This is a genomic window from Halomonas sp. SL18_1 (assembly GCF_055755715.1).
In genome coordinates this window covers 2,713,222-2,731,425 of sequence record NZ_JBVTRK010000001.1, presented here as the reverse complement: position 1 = coordinate 2,731,425, position 18,204 = coordinate 2,713,222, and the positions used below count along the sequence as shown (strand labels likewise).

The 18,204-nt window shown below is 63.9% G+C and carries 18 protein-coding genes and 2 pseudogenes; 3 read left to right on the top strand and 17 right to left on the bottom strand.

Features of this window, described 5'->3' with window-relative positions; all coding sequences use genetic code 11:
* Positions 1–46 precede the first annotated feature (46 nt).
* The gene (flgK, locus tag ACSJDS_RS13885) at positions 47–1,963 is read left to right on the top strand and encodes a flagellar hook-associated protein FlgK (RefSeq protein ID WP_473033797.1); all 1,917 of its coding nucleotides are present in this window, start codon (positions 47–49) and stop codon (positions 1,961–1,963) included.
* A gap of 20 nt (positions 1,964–1,983) precedes the next feature.
* Positions 1,984–3,273: a flagellar hook-associated protein FlgL gene (flgL, locus tag ACSJDS_RS13880; RefSeq protein WP_473033795.1), complete on the top strand. Its 1,290-nt coding sequence runs from the start codon at positions 1,984–1,986 to the stop codon at positions 3,271–3,273.
* A 102-nt stretch (positions 3,274–3,375) separates the two neighbouring features.
* Here flgL and fliR read toward each other — a convergent pair whose 3' ends face one another.
* The 15 genes and pseudogenes from fliR to fliF all read right to left on the bottom strand — a co-directional run bounded on the left by fliR (position 3,376) and on the right by fliF (position 14,855).
* On the bottom strand, positions 3,376–4,170 hold the full coding sequence (fliR, locus tag ACSJDS_RS13875) for a flagellar biosynthetic protein FliR (RefSeq protein ID WP_473033794.1): 795 nt from the start codon (positions 4,168–4,170) through the stop codon (positions 3,376–3,378).
* A gap of 7 nt (positions 4,171–4,177) precedes the next feature.
* The gene (fliQ, locus tag ACSJDS_RS13870; RefSeq protein WP_238974858.1) at positions 4,178–4,447 is read right to left on the bottom strand and encodes a flagellar biosynthesis protein FliQ; all 270 of its coding nucleotides are present in this window, start codon (positions 4,445–4,447) and stop codon (positions 4,178–4,180) included.
* A 42-nt stretch (positions 4,448–4,489) separates the two neighbouring features.
* The gene (fliP, locus tag ACSJDS_RS13865) at positions 4,490–5,245 is read right to left on the bottom strand and encodes a flagellar type III secretion system pore protein FliP (protein WP_473033793.1); all 756 of its coding nucleotides are present in this window, start codon (positions 5,243–5,245) and stop codon (positions 4,490–4,492) included.
* Positions 5,242–5,706, bottom strand: coding sequence for a flagellar biosynthetic protein FliO (gene fliO, locus ACSJDS_RS13860; protein ID WP_473033792.1), 465 nt, complete (start codon positions 5,704–5,706; stop codon positions 5,242–5,244). The genes fliP and fliO overlap by 4 nt, the downstream gene beginning before the upstream one ends.
* Positions 5,703–6,284 carry a flagellar motor switch protein FliN gene (fliN, locus tag ACSJDS_RS13855; protein ID WP_473033791.1) on the bottom strand — a complete coding sequence of 194 codons (582 nt, stop codon included), beginning with the start codon at positions 6,282–6,284 and terminating at the stop codon, positions 5,703–5,705. The genes fliO and fliN overlap by 4 nt, the downstream gene beginning before the upstream one ends.
* Positions 6,277–6,576 carry a FliM/FliN family flagellar motor switch protein gene (locus ACSJDS_RS13850; protein ID WP_473035037.1) on the bottom strand — a complete coding sequence of 100 codons (300 nt, stop codon included), beginning with the start codon at positions 6,574–6,576 and terminating at the stop codon, positions 6,277–6,279. Before ACSJDS_RS13850 ends, fliN begins: the two co-directional genes overlap by 8 nt.
* Before the next feature lie 114 nt (positions 6,577–6,690).
* Positions 6,691–7,322, bottom strand: a pseudogene (gene fliM / locus ACSJDS_RS13845) (flagellar motor switch protein FliM); the annotation flags it as partial.
* Positions 7,323–7,340: 18 nt separating this feature from the next.
* Positions 7,341–7,826 carry a flagellar basal body-associated protein FliL gene (fliL, locus tag ACSJDS_RS13840; protein WP_473033789.1) on the bottom strand — a complete coding sequence of 162 codons (486 nt, stop codon included), beginning with the start codon at positions 7,824–7,826 and terminating at the stop codon, positions 7,341–7,343.
* A gap of 102 nt (positions 7,827–7,928) precedes the next feature.
* Positions 7,929–8,465, bottom strand: a complete 537-nt coding sequence (locus ACSJDS_RS13835; RefSeq protein ID WP_473033788.1) for a flagellar hook-length control protein FliK — start codon at positions 8,463–8,465, stop codon at positions 7,929–7,931.
* Between the two features lie 254 nt (positions 8,466–8,719).
* A complete protein-coding gene (locus ACSJDS_RS13830; protein ID WP_473033786.1) occupies positions 8,720–9,478 on the bottom strand; it encodes a hypothetical protein in 759 nt (252 codons plus the stop codon).
* A 19-nt stretch (positions 9,479–9,497) separates the two neighbouring features.
* Positions 9,498–9,956, bottom strand: a complete 459-nt coding sequence (gene fliJ / locus ACSJDS_RS13825; RefSeq protein ID WP_473033785.1) for a flagellar export protein FliJ — start codon at positions 9,954–9,956, stop codon at positions 9,498–9,500.
* The gene (fliI, locus tag ACSJDS_RS13820; protein ID WP_473033783.1) at positions 9,953–11,353 is read right to left on the bottom strand and encodes a flagellar protein export ATPase FliI; all 1,401 of its coding nucleotides are present in this window, start codon (positions 11,351–11,353) and stop codon (positions 9,953–9,955) included. The genes fliJ and fliI overlap by 4 nt, the downstream gene beginning before the upstream one ends.
* A 16-nt stretch (positions 11,354–11,369) precedes the next feature.
* Positions 11,370–12,110, bottom strand: coding sequence for a flagellar assembly protein FliH (locus ACSJDS_RS13815; RefSeq protein WP_473033782.1), 741 nt, complete (start codon positions 12,108–12,110; stop codon positions 11,370–11,372).
* On the bottom strand, positions 12,103–13,107 hold the full coding sequence (gene fliG, locus ACSJDS_RS13810; RefSeq protein ID WP_473033780.1) for a flagellar motor switch protein FliG: 1,005 nt from the start codon (positions 13,105–13,107) through the stop codon (positions 12,103–12,105). The genes ACSJDS_RS13815 and fliG overlap by 8 nt, the downstream gene beginning before the upstream one ends.
* Positions 13,104–14,855 carry a flagellar basal-body MS-ring/collar protein FliF gene (gene fliF / locus ACSJDS_RS13805; RefSeq protein ID WP_473033778.1) on the bottom strand — a complete coding sequence of 584 codons (1,752 nt, stop codon included), beginning with the start codon at positions 14,853–14,855 and terminating at the stop codon, positions 13,104–13,106. The genes fliG and fliF overlap by 4 nt, the downstream gene beginning before the upstream one ends.
* 282 nt (positions 14,856–15,137) lie before the next feature.
* On the opposite strand from fliF, the pseudogene fliE reads away from it, so the two are divergent.
* Positions 15,138–15,466: pseudogene (gene fliE, locus ACSJDS_RS13800) on the top strand (flagellar hook-basal body complex protein FliE).
* 76 nt (positions 15,467–15,542) lie between these two features.
* Here the strand turns inward: fliE and ACSJDS_RS13795 are convergent.
* Together ACSJDS_RS13795 and ACSJDS_RS13790 are read right to left on the bottom strand one after the other, a co-directional pair.
* Positions 15,543–15,911: a flagellar protein FlaG gene (locus tag ACSJDS_RS13795; RefSeq protein ID WP_473033777.1), complete on the bottom strand. Its 369-nt coding sequence runs from the start codon at positions 15,909–15,911 to the stop codon at positions 15,543–15,545.
* A gap of 155 nt (positions 15,912–16,066) precedes the next feature.
* On the bottom strand, positions 16,067–18,052 hold the full coding sequence (locus ACSJDS_RS13790) for a methyl-accepting chemotaxis protein (RefSeq protein ID WP_473033776.1): 1,986 nt from the start codon (positions 18,050–18,052) through the stop codon (positions 16,067–16,069).
* Positions 18,053–18,204: the final 152 nt, after the last annotated feature.

The following is an 18,204-nucleotide window of genomic DNA, read 5'->3' as shown; positions in this document are numbered from 1 at the left end:
CGCATTCGGGCCGATGAACTGACCATTGGCGAAAGGGAACGACACCATGAGCATGTTTTCCATCGGCCTGAGCGGCCTTAATGCCGCCCAGAATGCCCTGAACACTACCAGCAACAACATCAGCAATGTCTATACGCCGGGTTATAACCGTGAAATCGCGGTGCTGGGCGAAGGGCAGGGCGACGGCGGCGTTCGCGTCAACGATATCCAGCGTCAGTTCAACCACTATGTGGCGTCTCAGCTCAATGCCGCCACCAGTTCTTCCAGTGCGCTGAAGACCTACGAGAATCAGATCAGCCAGATCGACAACCTGCTCGCCGACCGTGAGGCCGGCTTGGCCCCGCTGATGCAGAATTTCTTCTCCTCCCTGGAGGACCTGGCCGGCGCGCCCTCCGACCCGGCGGCCCGCCAGGGGGTGCTGGGGACCGCCGATACCATGACGGCGCAGTTCCGGGCCTTCGATGGCTATCTCCAGGATATGCAGAGCGGCATCAACGGCCAGATCGCCGATGAGGTCCAGCAGATCAACAATACCACCGAGCAGTTGGCCAGCCTGAATCGCGAGATCGCCTTGGCCAGGGCGCGCCACGGCGAGGCGCCTAATGCATTGCTCAATCAGCGTGACCAGCTGGTCCATGAGCTGAGCGAGCGCATGGACGTGCGCCTGAATATCCAGGACGGCAAGACCTACAATATCAGCCTGCCCAATGGGCAGCCGCTGGTCGCCGGCACGAACGCCTATCGGCTGGAAGCGGTGCAATCCCCCACGGACCCCCAGCGGACCGTTGTAGGCTATCGTGAAGGCACCTCCGGTAACGGTAACGTGACGCCGTTGGATGAAAATGCCATCAAGGACGGTACCTTGGGTGGCCTGATGACCTTCCGTGCCGAAACCCTGGACAAGACCCAGAATCAGATCGGCCAGCTCGCCGTGTCGCTGGCATCCAGCTTTAACCAGCAGCACCAGCTAGGGGTTGATCTTGACGGCGAGCAGGGTCAGGCCATGTTCAGCTTGGGCGAGCCGGTGACCTATTTCAATGAGCGCAATCTTGGCACGGCTAGCGTAGACAGCACGCAATTCGATCCCGCCACTCTGGATCAGCTGCAGGCCACTGACTACGAGATCCGAGTCAACACGGCCTTGCCGGCTGATGAGGCTGACTTCACCATCACTCGCAAGGATACCGGGCGTGAGTTTCAGGGTACCGTGGCGCTGGACGGCAATACGCTGACCTTTGGCGGCATCAGCCTGACCTTCGATGACGTGGACAACCTGGCCAACAACGACCGTTTCGAGGTGCAGCCGGTGCGGCGTGCCGCTGCGGGGATGGAAACCCTGGTGGGGGAGCTGGACAAGATTGCCGGTGGCAGCCTGCTCGACATTGAAGGTGACCAGGCCTTGATAGGTGGTCTGCGCGCCGATAGCGGAGCGCTGGCGTCGGACGATCTGCCATGGAGTGTCGAGGTGACCGCCGTTAATGGGGGCGGCAGCTTTGACGTTACTGTCACTGATAGTGACGGCAATGCTACGGTCCATTCTAATGTGCAGTCCGGCGATGAAATTGCCTTCGATGGCGTTGCTTTGCGCCTTGGGGAGGGGCTGAGCACGGGCCAGGAAGTGACGATTGACCGTGCATCAACCGGCACCGGCGATAACCGCAATGCGCTGGCCATGCAGGACCTTCAGAGTGCCCAGACAGTGGGTGGGCGGTCGACGCTGAGCCAGTTCTACGGTGCCATGGTCAGCGACGTGGGCAACCGGACCAATATCGTCCAGGTCAACCTTGACGCACGCCAGGGCCTGACCGATCAGCTCAAGGCTGTGCAGCAGTCGGAATCCGGCGTCAACCTCGACGAAGAAGCGGCGAACCTGATTCGTTTCCAGCAGTTCTATGCGGCCAATGCCCGGGTGATCGATACCGCATCGACCATCTTCGATACCATCCTCGGCCTGCGTAACTGATCAGAAGGGAGTCCCCAGCGATGCGTATCAGCACCGTGACCATGTTCGAGCAGAGCATGACATCCATGAATCGTCAGCAGGGCGACTTCCTCAAGGTCAGCCAGCAGATTGCGAGCGGTCGGCGTGTGGTCAACCCCTCCGACGATCCCCAGGCGGCCTCCCGTGCCGTGGGGGTGGCTCAGGCCAAGGCGGTGACCCAGCAGTATGCGGATGCACGCGTCAGCGCGCGCAATTCCCTGGCCCAGGCAGAAAGCGTGCTCAACAGCGTTGGCGATGCCGTCACCAGTGCCAAGACGCTGATGATCCAGGCCGCCAGCGACACCCTCAGCGATGTCGATCGTCAGTCGGTGGCCTCCGAGCTGCGCGGCATCTACGAGACGCTGATCGGCCAGGCCAATGCCACCGACGGCAACGGCCGCTATCTGTTCGGCGGCTACAACGACGACGCCCCGCCTTTCGCTCGCACCGGTGGCGAGGGGGTCGCCGGAGTGCAGTACAACGGCGATGACAATGTACGTGCCCAGCGCATCGACGCCTCGCGGCTGATGCCGGTGGCCGATAACGGCGGAACCATCTTCCAGAGCGTGCCCAGCGGGGCCGGCTATGTGGCCCGGTCCGAGCGTGATTCTGGTGGCGACAGCATCGGCACGCAGTCGGGATTCGAGCGCAACGAAGGCTCGGTGACCTTTAGCGGCCCGAGTCGAGTCGATCCGAGTCATGATGATTTCGGCAAGCCCTTTCAGCTTGTGTTCGGTGAAGATGCTGGCGAGCCAGTGTACTCAGTCAACGTGCTGAATGACGATGGTACAGTGGCCAGTACCCTGGTTACTGACGCGCCCTATGAGTCCGGTCAAACAGTGAGCTTCGGCGGGGTCAGTATTACGCTGAAGGGTGAGCCCGAGGTTGGCGACCAGATCCAGCTGCGTCCGGCCAATGCGGAAGCCGCTAACCAGGATCTCTTCAAGTCGCTGAAGGATGCCATCGACGTGCTGGAGATGGATCAGGGCGGTCAGCCCGAGAACCGCGCCCATTTCCGCAATACCCTGTCATCGGTGATGCGCGAACTCGATAACAGCCTCGACAATGTACTCACCGTGCGGGCCTCGATGGGCGCGCGGCTCAACGAGCTGGACGTGGTCGATGCGGTCGGTGGCAACCGCATGCTGAGCTATGAGAAGACGCTTTCCGACCTGGTCGACCTCGACTACAACGAAGCCATCTCTGAATATAGTCTTCGTCAGTTGGGACTCCAGGCCGCCCAGAAGGCCTTCGTCGATGTCAAAGGCATGTCGCTGTTCAACTTTATGTGATGGGCTGTCGCTAAACTTCTGATATTGCTGTTCCCTGCCGGCCCTGGTATGACCAGGGCCCTGTCCCGCCCCGGCTTGCCAGGGCGGTTTTTTTGACGGCGATCAGCTAGCGAGCGGGGCCAGCATCTCGATCAGCTGGTGCATGAAGTTCAGCCCGTTACTGAATAAGCGCTGCAGGAAGCGGCCCATATCGGTCATCAAGACTCCCAGCAGAAAGATGCCGACGGTCAGCGAGGTAGGAAAGCCGATATTGAAGACAGTGAGCTGCGGCGCCGACCGGTTGAGGATGCCCAGGGCGAGGTTGATGATCAGCAGCGAGCCGACCAGGGGCAGCGCTAGCGACATGCCAGACACGAAGATGGTGCCACCGTAACGAACCAGCATCTCGAAGGCGGCCGGGTTGAAGCTGCCTACGCCAATGGGAAGGCTATAGAAGCTCATCACCAGCGCTTCCAGCACCATCAGGTGACCGCCCAGCGCAAGAAACATCAGCAGCGTGATCATGAAGAAAATCCGCGACAGAATGGCGGTGTTAGTGCCGCTGCCGGAATCGAAGAAGGTAGCGAATGCGAGGCCCATCTGCAGCCCGATGAACTCGCCGGCAGCCTGCACCACGGCAAAGACGACATGCATCACCAGCCCGATCGCGACACCGATCAACATCTGCTCTACGACCAGCCCGAAGCCGGCCCAGGAGACGATTGGCACGTCGGGCATGGGAGGCAGCACCGGGGCGACAACCATCGTAATCAGCAAGGCCAGACCGATCTTGGCCTGATTGGGCACGCTGGAATGCCCCCATAGCGGCGAGGCAACCAGGAAGGAGGTGATGCGCATGAAGGGCCACAGTAGCGCGACTAGCCAGCCGTGCAGCTGGGCAAAGGTCACCTCGACCATGGTTGGCTCACATCAACATGTTGGGAATGTTGGAGAAGAGATTACGGGTGAAGTCGGTGATCAGCTTCAGCAGCCAGGGGCCGGCAAACACCAGTACGGTAAACACGCCCAGGATCTTGGGAATAAAGGAGAGCGTCATCTCGTTGATCTGCGTGGCGGCCTGAAACAGGCTGACGGTCAGCCCGGTCAGCAGAGCGGTGATCAGCAGGGGGCCAGCCAGGAAGAGGGTGACGCGCATGCCCTGGTAAGCGATGCCCATGACCATTTCCGGTGTCATCTGTCACTCCTTGCCGAGGCGTGTCGCCCCGGCATCCAATCGCTAGATAAAGAAACTTTCCGCCAGCGAGCCGATGATCAGCTGCCAGCCATCCACCAGCACGAACAGCATCAGCTTGAACGGCAGTGAAATCGTCGCCGGCGGCACCATCATCATGCCGAGCGACATCAGCGTGCTGGCGACCACCAGATCGATGATCAGAAAGGGGATGAAGATGGTGAAGCCGATCTGGAAGGCGGTCTTCAGCTCGCTGGTGACGAAGGCCGGCACCAGTACCCTCAGCGGCACGTCTTCCGGCCCTTGCATGGGGCCTACCTCGGCCAGCCGGGCGAAAAGCGCCAGGTCGGGCTCGCGGGTCTGCGCTAGCATGAACTCGCGAAAGGGCTCCTGGGCCACCAGCAGGAACTCATCGAAGTGGATTTCATCGGCCGTCAGCGGCAGCCAGGCGGTCTCGTAGACGATCGAAAAGACCGGCGACATGATAAAAAAGGTGAGAAACAGCGCCAAGCCCAGCATGACCTGATTGGGCGGCGTGGACTGAGTGCCCATGGCCGTGCGCAGCAGGCTGAGCACAATGATGATCCGGGTGAAAGCGGTCATCATCAGCAGTGCCGCCGGCAGGAAGGCCATGGCGCTGAGTAGCAGTAGCGTCTGAAGCTGAATCGACCACTGCTGGCCACCGTCTTCCAGCGGCTGGCTGACGATACCCGGTAACTGCTGCGCCAGCGAGGTGAGCGGCACGACCGCCAACACCAGCGCCAGAGTGGCAGCGAGTACTTTGGGGCTGATCGACTTCATGGCGTGTCCCGCCCGTGGCCTCCCAGGCCGGCGTTCTGCTTGAGGGCACGGGCGAAACGACGCGCAAAGCGATCGTCCGACGTCGCGGGGTGGGCGTTCGTACTCCCTTGCGGCTCGCGCGGTGCTTCCAGTTCGTGAAGCTTGGTGATCTGATTCCCTCCGACGCCCAGCACTAGCCAAGTGCCCTTGACGTCGACGATCACGACACGCTCGCGGCTACCCACTGCCGTGCTGCCAATCACCTGCAAGTGATGGCCGGCAGCGCGGCCTTGAGGGCTCCAGCGTTTTAGCAGCGCCGTACAGATCAGGATGATGGCGATGACCAGCGCCAGCGCGGCGGCCGTCTTGCCTAGCGTGGCCATGCCCACCAGGGCGTCGCCACCGGCAGAAAGCGCATCGCCGCCGGCCGAAATCGCTTCGGCTGGCGGCGGCTGAACCTCGGAGGAGAGGGGGGCGCTCATCGGTTGAGTTTCTGGACGCGTTCAGAGGGAGTGATGATCTCGGTAATGCGGATACCGTACTTGTCGTCGACGACCACGACTTCGCCCTGAGCGATCAAGTAGCCGTTGATCAGGATGTCCATGGGCTCGCCGGCGAGTCCATCGAGCTCGATGACCGAGCCCTGGGTCAGCTCCAGCAGCTGCTTGATGGTCAGCTTGGTACGTCCCAGCTCCACCGTGAGCTTGACCGGAATGTCCATGATCATGTCGAGATCGCGGGCACCGCCGCCGCCACTGTCCTTGTCCAGCGGGCGAAAGACGCGCTCGCTGGCCGCCTGAGCCGGGGGAGGGGAAGCCGTGTCGGCAGGCAAGTCGTCTCCGGCATCCTCGGTTTCCTGCTGCTCAGCCAGTGCCTCTGCCCAAGGGTCGGAGTCGCCCTGATCGGCATTGGACTGGCTTTCGGCAGCCTCCTGCTCGGCCATGGCCTCCGCCCAGGGGTCGTCCTCGGCGGCGGGCTGTTCCTCGCTCTCCTGCTCGGACATGGCGGCTGCCCAGTCGTCTTCGGAAACGTTCTGATCGGGTTTCTTGGGATCAGTCATGCTTGGATTCCTTGGCTTGAGGCGCAGCGCCCTTCTTGAATGCGTCGGGAGACGCGGGGTTGTCGGCACCATGATCGATGATGCGCCTGACACGCAGTGCGCGCTGTTCGCGCTGACTACCGTAGTCGCACTCCATTACCGGCACGCCGTCTACGCTGGCGGTGACGGTTTCGGGGAGTTCCAGTGGCAGCACATCGCCCACCTTGAGCGCCAGCACGTGGGCAATCCGGCTCGGGATATCGGCAAAATTGGCGACCAGCTCGATCTCGGAGTGACGAATCTCACCGGCCATTCGCTGTGTCCAGGTTCCGTCCTGGTTCTGACTGCCGTCGCTGAGCGGGTTGGCCAGCAGGTCGCGTATCGGCTCGACCATGGAGTAGGGGACGCAGATTTGGAAGCTGCTGGAGAGGTTGCCCACCTCGATATTGAAGCCGGTATTCACCACGATCTCGTTGGGCGAGTTGGTGATATTGGCGAACTTTGACTGCATCTCGGAGCGCAGGTAGCTGATCTCCAGCGGATAGACCGACTTCCACGACTCTTCGTAAGCGTCGATGGCCAGCGACAGCAGTCGCTGGATGATGCGCTGCTCGGTATTGGTGAACTCGCGCCCCTCCGACTTGGTCAAGAAGCGCCCGTCGCCGCCGAACAGGTTGTCCACCACCATGAATACCAGGTTGGGGGAAACACGATCAACGCCGAGCCACGCAGCGGCTTCATGGCGATGATGTTGATGTTGGTGGGCACCGGGACGTTGCGCGAGAAGTCGCTGTAGCTCTGATAGCGAACCGAATCCACGGTAATGTCGGCACTGCGGCGCAGCAGGTTGAACAGCCCCATGCGGAAATGTCGAGCAAAGCGCTCGTTGATGATATCCAGGGCCTGGAGACGCTCGCGAACGACCCGGTGCTGAGACGCGGGGTCATAGGGGCGTACGCGCGAGTCGCCATCGCTGCGCGCGGCAGGTTCTTCATCGCCGCTGACGCCCGTGAGCAGCGCGTCGATCTCTTCCTGTGATAGCAGGTCGTCTTGGGACATGGTGGCCAGGGCACCCGTTTATTGCACGATGAACTCGGTGAATAGTACGTCCTGGATGTCCAGGGATGGCTGCTGCTGTGACATGGGCTCATTGAGAGTGGCCATGACATCATCGGCCAGGCGGCGTCTGCCATCGGGCGTTACCAGCTCTTGAGCCTCCTTGCCGGAGAAGAGCATCAAGAGGCGACTGCGGACCTGCGGCATATGCTCCTTCAGGATATCCCGCGTTTCCTCGTTGCCGATCTTCAGCGAAATCCCGACATAGAGAAGCCGAGAGCCAAAATCATCGTCGGCCAGGTTGACCGTGAAGGGGTCGATCTTGAGGAAAATCGGTGCCTGCCGCTCGATCTGCTGGCTCTGCATCTGGCCCTGGCCTGGGCTATCGTCGCTCATGACCATATAGATCGCCGCGCTAGCTGCCGCGAGTGAAACGAACACCAGCATTACCATCAGCCACATCAGCTTGGATGAGCCGCCTTTCGATTTCGCCATTGCCTTGCCCATTGTGAAATGTGGATCGAGCCGCGAAGCACCAGTATGCGGAAAACGCGCCTGTCGCGATGAAGGGAACAGGCTGCGTGAACGGCGCTATCTTGGCCGTTTGTTTCAGGCGTAGAGATTCACTCGCCCATCCAGGCTGATGCCAGTGTTGGCCGCTTGACCTTCAAGCCCATCGACATCGGCCAGGGTGCCATCGGGATCTTCGCCGTTTCTGCCCGCCTGGCTACCTTGGCCGTTACCCTCGGCAAAGGCCTGGGTATCCTGCTGACGCTGCTCGCCCACCGAGGTGTCGCTGAGCTCGATGCCCTGTTCGGCAAGGGCATCACGCAGCTGCGGGATCGCCTGCTCGAGGACCTGGCGGACCTGAGCATGCGCCGAAAGGAACTGTGCCTGGGCACCCTGTTCGGTCATCTTGAGGGTGACCGACAGCGGGCCCAGCTCGGCCGGGTGGAGCTGCATTTCGATGCGCTGTTCACCGCCCAGACGAGCGAATTGCACCAGCTGCTGGCCCAGCTGATTGGGCCAGGCCTGGCTCTGAAGCGGAGAGCTCAGGGTCGACTGCGCCGCGGCTGGCTGAGGCGCGGCGGTGCTGCCGCTGCCCGGCGTCGTGGACGTCAGGGGCGAGGTGTCGGGGTTCGCCATCGCCGGCCGTGATGCCTCGGCGGTTGGGACGCTCGGTCCTGATGTCGCTATCACCGTTGAGCTTGTTGACGTGGAAAACTCCAGGCTGCGATTCGGGAACTCGCCTCGAGCGTCGAGCTGGCTAAAAAAGCCTTGGCGCGGTGGATTGTCGGCGGTTACCGGGATGGCGCTCTGCCCCTGACCGCGAGGCGCATCGTCGCGAAGGGATGCCCACTGCGCGGAGAGACCATCCCGTGTCGTACGTTCCGGCTGGCTCACGACGCCTGCTGCTTGCTGCCCCTCTTGGGGACAGGCATGAGCGGCACCGTCACGAAGGCCTCTGTCTCTGACTCGGACATGCGGTTGTCGGCTGGGCGATCATTCTCTTCATCGTTCAGGTTGTTCGCAAGGGCGCTGTGCGCTGGGCGACTGGGCTGGGCAAGGGGCTGCGGCGTGTCCTGCATGCCCTGAATCAGCGCCAAGCGCTCGATAATAGCCTCAAGAGGCAGGGAGCCTTCAGGTGTGTCGCCTTCCGGCAAGTCCCTGTTGGCCATATCGATCGAGCTGCGCTGCTGGGCAAGACGCTCGAGCATCGCCTCACGCAGCAGGGAGTCGACTTCTTTCCCCTTGCTGTCAGGCAGCTCCCATTCGGCCAGGCGCTCGAGGTTGCTAGCCCAGTCGGCGCGTTCGAGAAGCGCTTCAAGCGGTAGCGAATCCATGTCTGGCGGCAGTGAGCCCATGGCCGCTTGGCCCTGACTGCTAGGCAGCCCGGCAGGCAGGTCCGAGTCGGTAACGCCTTGCTTGCTGGCGTGCCACGCCAGGCGCTGCAGTAGGGCGTCGCGACTGGCTTGGCCGGCCGGCAGCGGGTGCCTTTCACTTGGGCTCGGCTGAATCGAGGCCTTGTCGGCTGTCGCCTGGTTAGCGGCGCCAGCCAGGCTCAAGGAGAACTGGCTGGCGGTCGTGCGCCCACCGGAGGTCACGTGACTGGTAGGTGATTGTCCTGCCAGGCTGGCCAGCATCATTTTTACGTTCATTGTGTTCTCCCGATTCGGATCACGAATCGTACTGGTTGGCCCGCTGGCGAAGCAGTCGCCCGGCCGCTAGTTCATCGCTGCTGCGCTGTTCGCGCCGATCCTGTTGTCGCTGCAGTTCGGCATGGCGGCGCGAGGCAAGGGTGTCATAGGCGGACAGCCGCTTCTGCTCCTGCTGCCACTGCTTCTGGGTCTGCTGAACGCGCTGTCGCTGATCGGCCAGTGCCTGGCGAGCGCGGTCGAGTGCGGCATCGAGCGATGCCAGAAACTGCTGGTAGTTGTGCATGCTGGCGGGGTCGATACCGTCGCGCATGGCGGTTTGCAGACGCTGAGCATACTCCAGGCGGTAGCGCGACAGCGACTCCAGCTGTGCTGCCACCTGCTGCTCGTTCCGGCGCTCTCCGGCCAGCAGCTGGCCGGCCTGGTCGCGAGCGTCTCTGGCCAGGTCGCTGAGCATGCCGAGTTGCGAAGTTGCACTCATTGCCGGACTCCTAGGGTATCACCGAGGGCCTGCCGTGAGGCCTGGATGGAGGCATTCTCATTGATGCGCTGCTGCAGGAAGGCCTCAAGCTTCGGGTAGCGCTGTACCGCCTCGTCGAGCTTGGGGTCATGGCCCGGGGTATAGGCGCCCACGCTGATCAGGTCGCGGTTGCGCTGATAGCGGGAGAACAGCTGCTTGAAGGCCTGGGTCAGCTGAAGCTGGGACTCGTCGATGATGTGCGTCATGGCGCGGCTGATGGAGGCCTCGATATCGATGGCCGGGTAGTGGCCGGCCTCGGCCAGGGTGCGCGAGAGCACGATATGGCCATCGAGTATCGCCCGGGCCGAATCGGCGATGGGATCCTGTTGATCGTCGCCTTCGGTGAGGACCGTATAGAAGGCGGTGATCGAGCCCTTGCCGCGCTCGGCATTGCCGGCGCGCTCCACCAGGCTGGGAATCTTGGCGAAAACCGACGGTGGATAGCCCTTGGTGGCCGGCGGCTCGCCGATGGCCAGGGCGATTTCGCGCTGGGCCATGGCGTAGCGGGTCAGCGAATCCATGATCAGCAGCACGTTCTGCCCCTGATCGCGAAAGTCTTCCGCCAGCCGCGTGGCATAGGCGGCGCCCTGCAGGCGCTGCAGCGGCGAGGTGTCGGCCGGCGCGGCCACCACCACGGCGCGCTGGCGTCCGTCCGGGCCCAGGATGTTGTCAATGAAGTCCTGGACTTCGCGGCCCCGCTCGCCGATCAGCCCGACCACGATCACGTCGGCGCCGGTATAGCGGGCCATCATGCCCAGCAGCACCGACTTGCCCACGCCGGAGCCGGCGAACAGCCCCATGCGCTGCCCGCGGCCGACGCTGAGCAGGGCGTTGATGGCGCGAATGCCAACGTCGATCTGCTCCTCGATGGGAGCGCGGGCCAGCGGGTTCAGCGGCGGGGTGGCCAGTGGAGCGCGGGGTGCCGATTCCAGCGGTCCTCGGCCGTCCAGCGGCTGACCGTTACCATCCACCACCCGGCCCAGCAGCGAGGTGCCGAGCGGGAAACGCCGGGCGGCGTGGTCGGGGCCGTCGCCCAGCGGGAAGACCCGGGCCCCGGGCATCAGGCCGCTGACTTCCGACAGTGGCATCAAGAATAGCCGCTCTCCAGCAAAGCCGACCACCTCGGCCTCGGCGTAGCGGGGCGCCTCATGCCCGCCTGCGGAGAGCAGCTCAATGCGGCAGGCGTTGCCCAGGGCGACGCGCAGCCCTACCGCTTCGATCACCATCCCGGTGGCCCGCAACACCCGCCCGCTGGTGCGGTAGCCGGGCACGCTCTCCACCCGCTCACGCACATGCTGCAGCGTTTGCTGCCAGCGTGCCTGATGGGGGTTGTTGGCCTGTGCCAGGGTGTCGAGCATGTGCGAAAGCGCCTCGTCAGTCGTTTTCCGGTGGGGGAGTGGCGGGGCGGCGGCGACGCACCTGGGCCTTGACGCTCTTCCAGCGGCTCTCCCAGGTGGCATCGAGTTCACCACTGGCGCTGGTCACGCGGCAGCCGCCGCGGCTGAGCTGGTCATCGGGCTGCAGCGTCCAGCCCGCCGCCGCCAACTCCTCGCCAAGATGTTGCTCCACCAGCTTGTGATCCAGGGGATGCAGCCAGAGCCGCTGCTGGCCGGTCAGCGGCGGCTCGGTGTGCAGCAGTGCACGCACCAATTCCAGGACCTGACGAGGGCGCGATTTTAGCGCCTCCCCGGCCAGCTGGCGGCCGGTGGCGAGTGCCAGCTCCACCAGTTCGTCGGCGATCGACTCGTCCAGCGCCGCCAGGGCCTCGGAAAACTGCTCGGCCAGCGGCGTCAGCGGTGCCAGGGACTCGCGGGTGCGTTTTTCCAGCTCCTCTTCGGCCTGGCTGCGCCCCTCCTGCAAGCCCTGTGCCTGACCCTCGTGACGCCCCTGCTCGAAGCCGGCCTGGTATCCTTCCTCGCGGGCCTCCTGAATGATCTTCTCGCGCAGGGCGTCCAACTCGGCCTGACGGCGGGCTTGCTGACGCTTCGCAGCCTGAGCGGCGCTGGCCTGCTGGCGCTCGCCCTCCGGCCGGGCGCGAGCGGTCTCCAGCTCGCCCATCTGCCAGCGCCGCCAGGGCGCGTAGCGCTCGGCGTGATCCGGCTTGCCGTCAGACATAGGTATCGTCTCCGCCGCTCAGCACGATCTCGCCGGCGTCGGCCAGGCGCCGTACCACCTGCAGGATCGCTTTCTGTTCGGCTTCCACCTGAGAGACGCGGATCGGGCCGCGCGCCTCCATGTCCTCTCGCAGCAGGTCGGCGGCACGCCGCGACATGTTGCGCAGGAATTTTTCCATGAGCGTTTCGGGGGCTCCCTTCAGGGCCACCACCAGCGAGTTGGTATCGATCTCCTTGAGCACCAGTTGGATGCTGCGATCGTCCAGGTCGAGCAGGTTCTCGAACAGGAACATCTCGTCGATGATCTTCTGTGCCAGGTCTTCGCTGTGGGCGCGCACCGTCTCGATGGCGGTCTCTTCCTGGTTGGAGTTCATCAGGTTGAGAATCTCGGCGGCAGTTCTTACGCCGCCCATCTTGCTGCGCTTGAGGTTCTGACCGTCGAGCATGCCCGACAGCACCTCGGTGAGCTCCTGCAGCGCGGCGGGCTGAACGCCGCTGAAGGTGGCGATCCGCAGTACCACGTCGTTGCGCAGCTTGTCGTCGAACAGCTCCAGCACGTCGGCGGCCTGGTGGCGCTCCAGATGAACCAGGATAGTGGCGATGATCTGCGGGTGCTCGTCGCGGATCAGCTCCGCCACCATGGGCGCTTCCATCAGGTTCAGCGAGTCGATGCCGCTGCTGCTGCCCTGGGTTTCCAGGATGTCTTCGATCAGGCTGGTAGCACGCTCGCTGCCTAGCGCCTTGGTCAGCACCGAGCGAATGTGATCGCTGGAGTTGAGGTTCAAGGCGATGAACTCTTCGGTTTCCCGGTGGAATTCCTTGAGCACCTGCTGCATGTCCTCATGAGAGACCTGGCCGAGTTCAGCCATTTCCAGACTCAGCTGCTGAATCTCTCTGGGGTCGAGGTATTTGAACACCTCGGCCGCGCTGTCCTCGTCCAGGGCCAGCATCAGGATGGCGCTGCGGCGCTTGCCGCTCATGGTCTTGTCGGTGCTCATTTGTTCATCCAACTGCGAACGATCATGGCGATCATGCGTGGGTCGTCCTGGGCCAGCTCGCGAAGCTCCTGGAGATGGTCCTCATAGGCCGACGACTTCCGCTTGCGCTTGGGCTTGGTATAAGGCTGCACGTCGCTTTCGGCCTGCGAAGCGTCCGCCTCGGCGGACTCGGTCTCGTCGTCGCCGACTCGCACCTGCAGAGCAGACCCCGGACCGGTGGCAGCGGGCAGCGCCGGCTGCTGTGTGTAGCGCTTGATCAGCGGGCGCAGGATCAGCAGGTAGCCAAGCAGAATCCCCAGTGCTACCAGCAGGTAGCGGCCGAAGGTGAGGGCCAGCGAGTGAATCTCCGGAGATTGCCACCACTCCAGCAGTTCGCCTTCCTCGGGCTCGCGGGTGAAGGGGCTGTTGACTACTTCGATTTCATCGCCTCGGGCCTGAGAGAAGCCCATGGCCTGGCGGATCAGGCGTTCGAGCTGGGCAATCTCGACATCGCTGAGCGGTACCCGCTGCCAGACGCCGTCCTCGTCTTGCTCCTCACGATAGTCGACCACTACCGCTGCCGACAGGCGTTCGACCCGTCCGCGGCGATGCTGGACATGCTCGATGCTGCGATCCACTTCATAGTTGATCACGTCGTCCTGGCGTAGGTTGTTGATCGCCTGGACGGCGGTCTCCTCGGCCTGGGCCGCATCGTCTTCGGCGTTGCCATCCTCGCCTTCGGCCAGGGTGAGGTTGATCGGGGAGGGCGCGGCGCCGGGGGGTGTGTTGCTCAGGGCGCCGGGGATCCCGGCGGCCAGGTCGTCCCCGGCGTTGAAGTTCAGGCTCGACTGTCGGCTGCGTACCGCCGCCTCGTTGGGCGGCTGGTCGGGGCCGTATCGCTCGGACGTCTCTTCGCGCTGTGAGAAGTCGATCTGGGCGGCGACCTGGGCGCGCACGCTCTGTGCGCCGAGGATGGGGATCAGGATGTTCTCGATGCGCTGCTGGTAGGAGCGCTCCACCTCGGCCACGTAGTCGAGCTGAGTACCGTCCAGGTCGCGTCCGTTGGCGCTGGGCATCGACAGCAGCCGCCCGTTCTGATCGACCACCGTGACGTCCTCGGTGGCCAGGTCCGGTACGCTGCTCGAGACCATGTGCACGATGGCGCTGACCTGGCCGTCGCCGATCACGCGACCGGGCTGCAGCGTCACCACCACCGAGGCCTTGGCGGGCTCCCGGTCGCGCACGAATACCGAAGAACGGGCCATGGCCAGGTGCACCCGGGCGCGGGACACCGGGCCCAGCGACTCGATGGAGCGCGACAGCTCCCCCTCGAGGCCGCGCTGGAAGTTGACTTGCTCGGCGAACTGGCTGATGCCGAAGGCCTGGTTGTCCATCAGCTCGAAACCGACGTTGCCGCCCCGGGGCAGCCCCTGCTCGGCCAGCTGCAGGCGCAGATTGTGGACCTGGTCGCCGGGCACCAGCAGTGCCTGGCCACCGTCGCTGAAGCGGTAGGGGATGCCGCGGCTGTCCAGCTCGTTGATGATGCTGCCGCCGTCGGCTTCGCTGAGATTGCTGTAGAGAACTCGGTACTCCGGCGCGCGCGCCCACATCAGCAGCGCCACGACGATGGCGATGAAGGCGGCGCCGCCGATCATCACGGCCACCAGCGGATTGTTGCGCAGTGGCTCGAGCACGCGCTCCATCACATTGCCGACTGATGGCTGAGAGGGGGTGTCCTGCTTACCCGGCGTCGCGGCGCCATTGCTCATGCGCGCCCCCAGTAGCGTGCATGAGTCTCGTGAACCCTGCTTGTGGTGGAAGAATGCATTGCGTGCTATCCGTTCATCGCGTTCGGTTCGCCCTCACCGGGCGTAACTCTGATGGACGCCATTATGCGAACTGTTGTCTATGCCAAAGGCAGGAAAAGCCCAGTTTTTTCCTGCCTTTTGGTGATATGGCCAGAGGGGAGTGGCTGGTAGCCTGTGGCAGACGTCCAGATATGGCTTTTTCTGCAGCCAAGCGGCTGACATCTACCCAAAGGGGCGAATATCATGAGCTCACCTGCCATCCAGTCGACCTTAGCCCAGATGCAGGCCATGGCCACACAGGCCGGCGGGCAGGCTGCCAAAGGCCAGCAGGTCTCCTCCCTGGTGGGGCAGGGGGGTTCGCCGGGGAGCTGCAAGCGTCGATCCAGCGCATCAATCGCCTGCAGCAAACCGCCAGCAGCAAGGCCATGGCCTTTCAGGCCGGTGACCCCAACGTGGAACTCAACGATGTCATGGTCGACATGCAGAAGGCCAGCGTGGCTTTTCAGATGGGCATGCAGGTACGAAACCGCCTGGTCAGCGCCTATCGTGATGTCATGAACATGCAGGTCTGACGGCCCGGCTGGCTGACGTGCAGGGGCATCATCCCTTGTCTGGCCAAGGGACGCTCTCGGGGGACGCTCTCGGGGATCAGGCCTCCAGATCGATCAGCCGCCCCTGCAGCTCGTTGAGCCGCTCGGCAATCTCCAGCACCTCCTCGGCGGGAATCTGGCGCAGCACCTCGCCGGACTCCCGGTCAATGATACGGGTCACCACCCGCGACGGGATCTCGTTGATCTCGAACTCTACCCCGTATTGACGCAGTACCTCGTTGATGCGTTGTATAGGCTCCACCAGGTCCGCCGGCCCGGGTCCCTGGGCATGGCTCTCCGCCTGGGCGAGCTGGGTGCCGGCGGTAGGTAGCGAGGCGATCACCGACTCCTTGCGCTCCCGCGGCGTCATGTCGTGAAGCGCTGATGTGCTGAGTGTGCTGGTGGCGTCTGTCAATGGCGATGACATGGTGTGCTTCCTTTTTTGTTTGCCCTTGAAGATCGGCGTGTTGCCGATCACTCCCTGCTATCCCTATCGGCCGGTCGCACGCAATACTTTAGCAGGTGCTTGTCACGCGCACTTGCCGCCGCGATTCGTTGCGTATGCTGGTGACGTGGCAACGGCTACTGCTCATAGGCCGGCACCCGTTCCGTCAGGTGTTCCAGCGTCTGCATCGGCACCGGCTCCCCGCGGGGCGACTCGCCCACCTTGAACCGAGCGATCAGCCGGGTCATGTCGTCGGCCTGGCCGTCCAGCGAGCGGCTGGCCGCCGCCACCTGCTCGACCAGGGTGGCGTTGTGCTGAGTGACCTCCTCGAGCTGGCTGATCGCCTGATTGATCTGCTCGATGCCCGACGACTGCTCGCCGGCCGCACTCGACATCTCGGCGATGATGTCGGCCACCTGCTGAACCCGAGTCGAGATCGACTCCAGGGTGTCGCTGGTGGCGTTGACCAGTTTTTCGCCGGCGTTGATGCGCGCCACGTTGTTGTCGATCAGTCGGCGGATCTGCTCCGCTTCCTCGGCGCTGCGACTGGCCAGCTTGCGCACTTCGCTTGCCACCACCGCGAAGCCGCGGCCGTGCTCGCCGGCCCGGGCCGCCTCCACCGAGGCGTTGAGTGCCAGCAGGTTGGTCTGGAAGGCGATATTGTCGATGGCCTCGACGATACGCGTCACCTCGCGGTTGGCAGCATGAATCTCGGTCATAGCGGTGCGCGCCTCCGAGGCCACGCTGCTGCCTTCGGTCGCCTCGCTGGCGGCCTGGTCGGAAAGCCCCTGCGCCTGGCGCGCGTTGTCGGCGGTCTGGCGCACGCTGGCGGTCATCTGCTCCATGCTGGAGGCGGTCTCCACCAGCGACGAGGACTGCTCCTCGGTGCGCTGGGCGAGGTTCTGGTTGCCCTGGTGGATCTGGCTGCTGGCCACGGCCACCGACATGGCGCCCTGCTTGATGTTGGCGACCAGCAGCTCCGAGTTGGCCGTTGACTCGTTGAAGGCGCGGTAGAGCTGGGCGAGCTCGTCGCTGCCCGGCGCCGCCAGGCGCAGGGTGAGATCGCCGCTGCTGCGGCGGATCGCCGTGAGGGTGTCGCGCAGCGGCAGCACGATGCTGCGCACGATGATCGCGGCCAGCAGCACCGCCAGGCCCCCGGCCAGGCCCGCCACCACCAGATGACGAATCAGGTCGCCGAAGGCGCTGCTGCGCAGGCTGATCGCCGTGGCCAGCACATCCTCGGCCACCGCGTCCTCCACCTCCTTGAGCAGATCGATCTTGTCGGTCTGCCAGTTGAACCACTGCTGAGCATCTACCCCATAGCCGCCCTCGGTGCCCCGCGCAATGGCGATTTCCCGCAAAGGCGTGACGCGTTCGACCTCGGGGCTCGCGGCGATGTCGCGCAGCCGCTCGCGCATGGCGGGCGTGGCCAGGGTGTCGAAGCTCTCGAGATAGGCCGCCTCCTGGCCGACCAGCGTCAGCAGGCGCTGGTAGGTGGCCGCTTCCATGGCGTCGGCGCTGAAGGCGCCGGAGAGCACTGCCCGCTCGATGCCGGCTAGCTCCTTGGCCTGCAGCAGGCTGTAGTAGGCGGTTAGCCGGCTGGAGACGGCGGCCTCCTCGGTGGCCAGGGTCATGCGGCCGATCACCGTGATCAGGGCGTTGTTGATGGCGGTGTAGTGGGCGATGGCCTCGCCGGTGGGTATCGCCAGGCCGTCGATGCGCTGGCGCAGCGCCTCGGTGGCGGCCAGCTGGTCCAGGGTGTCGTCGATGCGCGCCGCCAGGCGGGCATCCAGAGCCACCAGGTCGAGGTTGTTCAGGTACTGCTGGAACGTCTCGAGCTGGCCATCGGTGGCGCGGCGCTGATCCGGCAGGCCGTTGCGGAAATTCTCGCCGCCGCTGCTCAGAAACCCCGCCGTCATCCCGCGTTCCCGCTGCAGTTCGTGGATCAGGTTGCCGGCCCGCTGAGAGATGCGGGTCATCTCCTCGAGGTCGGCCATGTTGGTCGCCAGCTGCTGGCGTTCCAGTACGCCGGTAGCGGCGAACCAGGTCATGGCCAGCAACGGCAGTGACAGGGCCAGCAGGAACTTCCAGCCCATGTTGATGCGGTGGAGCAGTCGGGTCATCGGGAGCGTCTCCCCAGAGCGGTGCAAGGGTGCCACGAGGCGCGTGGCAGCTGAACTAGATGTCGACCGCTGAATGGGCGGCTTTAGGAGGTTGGGGAGGTGTTGGCGGGTAAATTGATGCACATCAAATTTCTGAGTCTGATGCTCGGGCT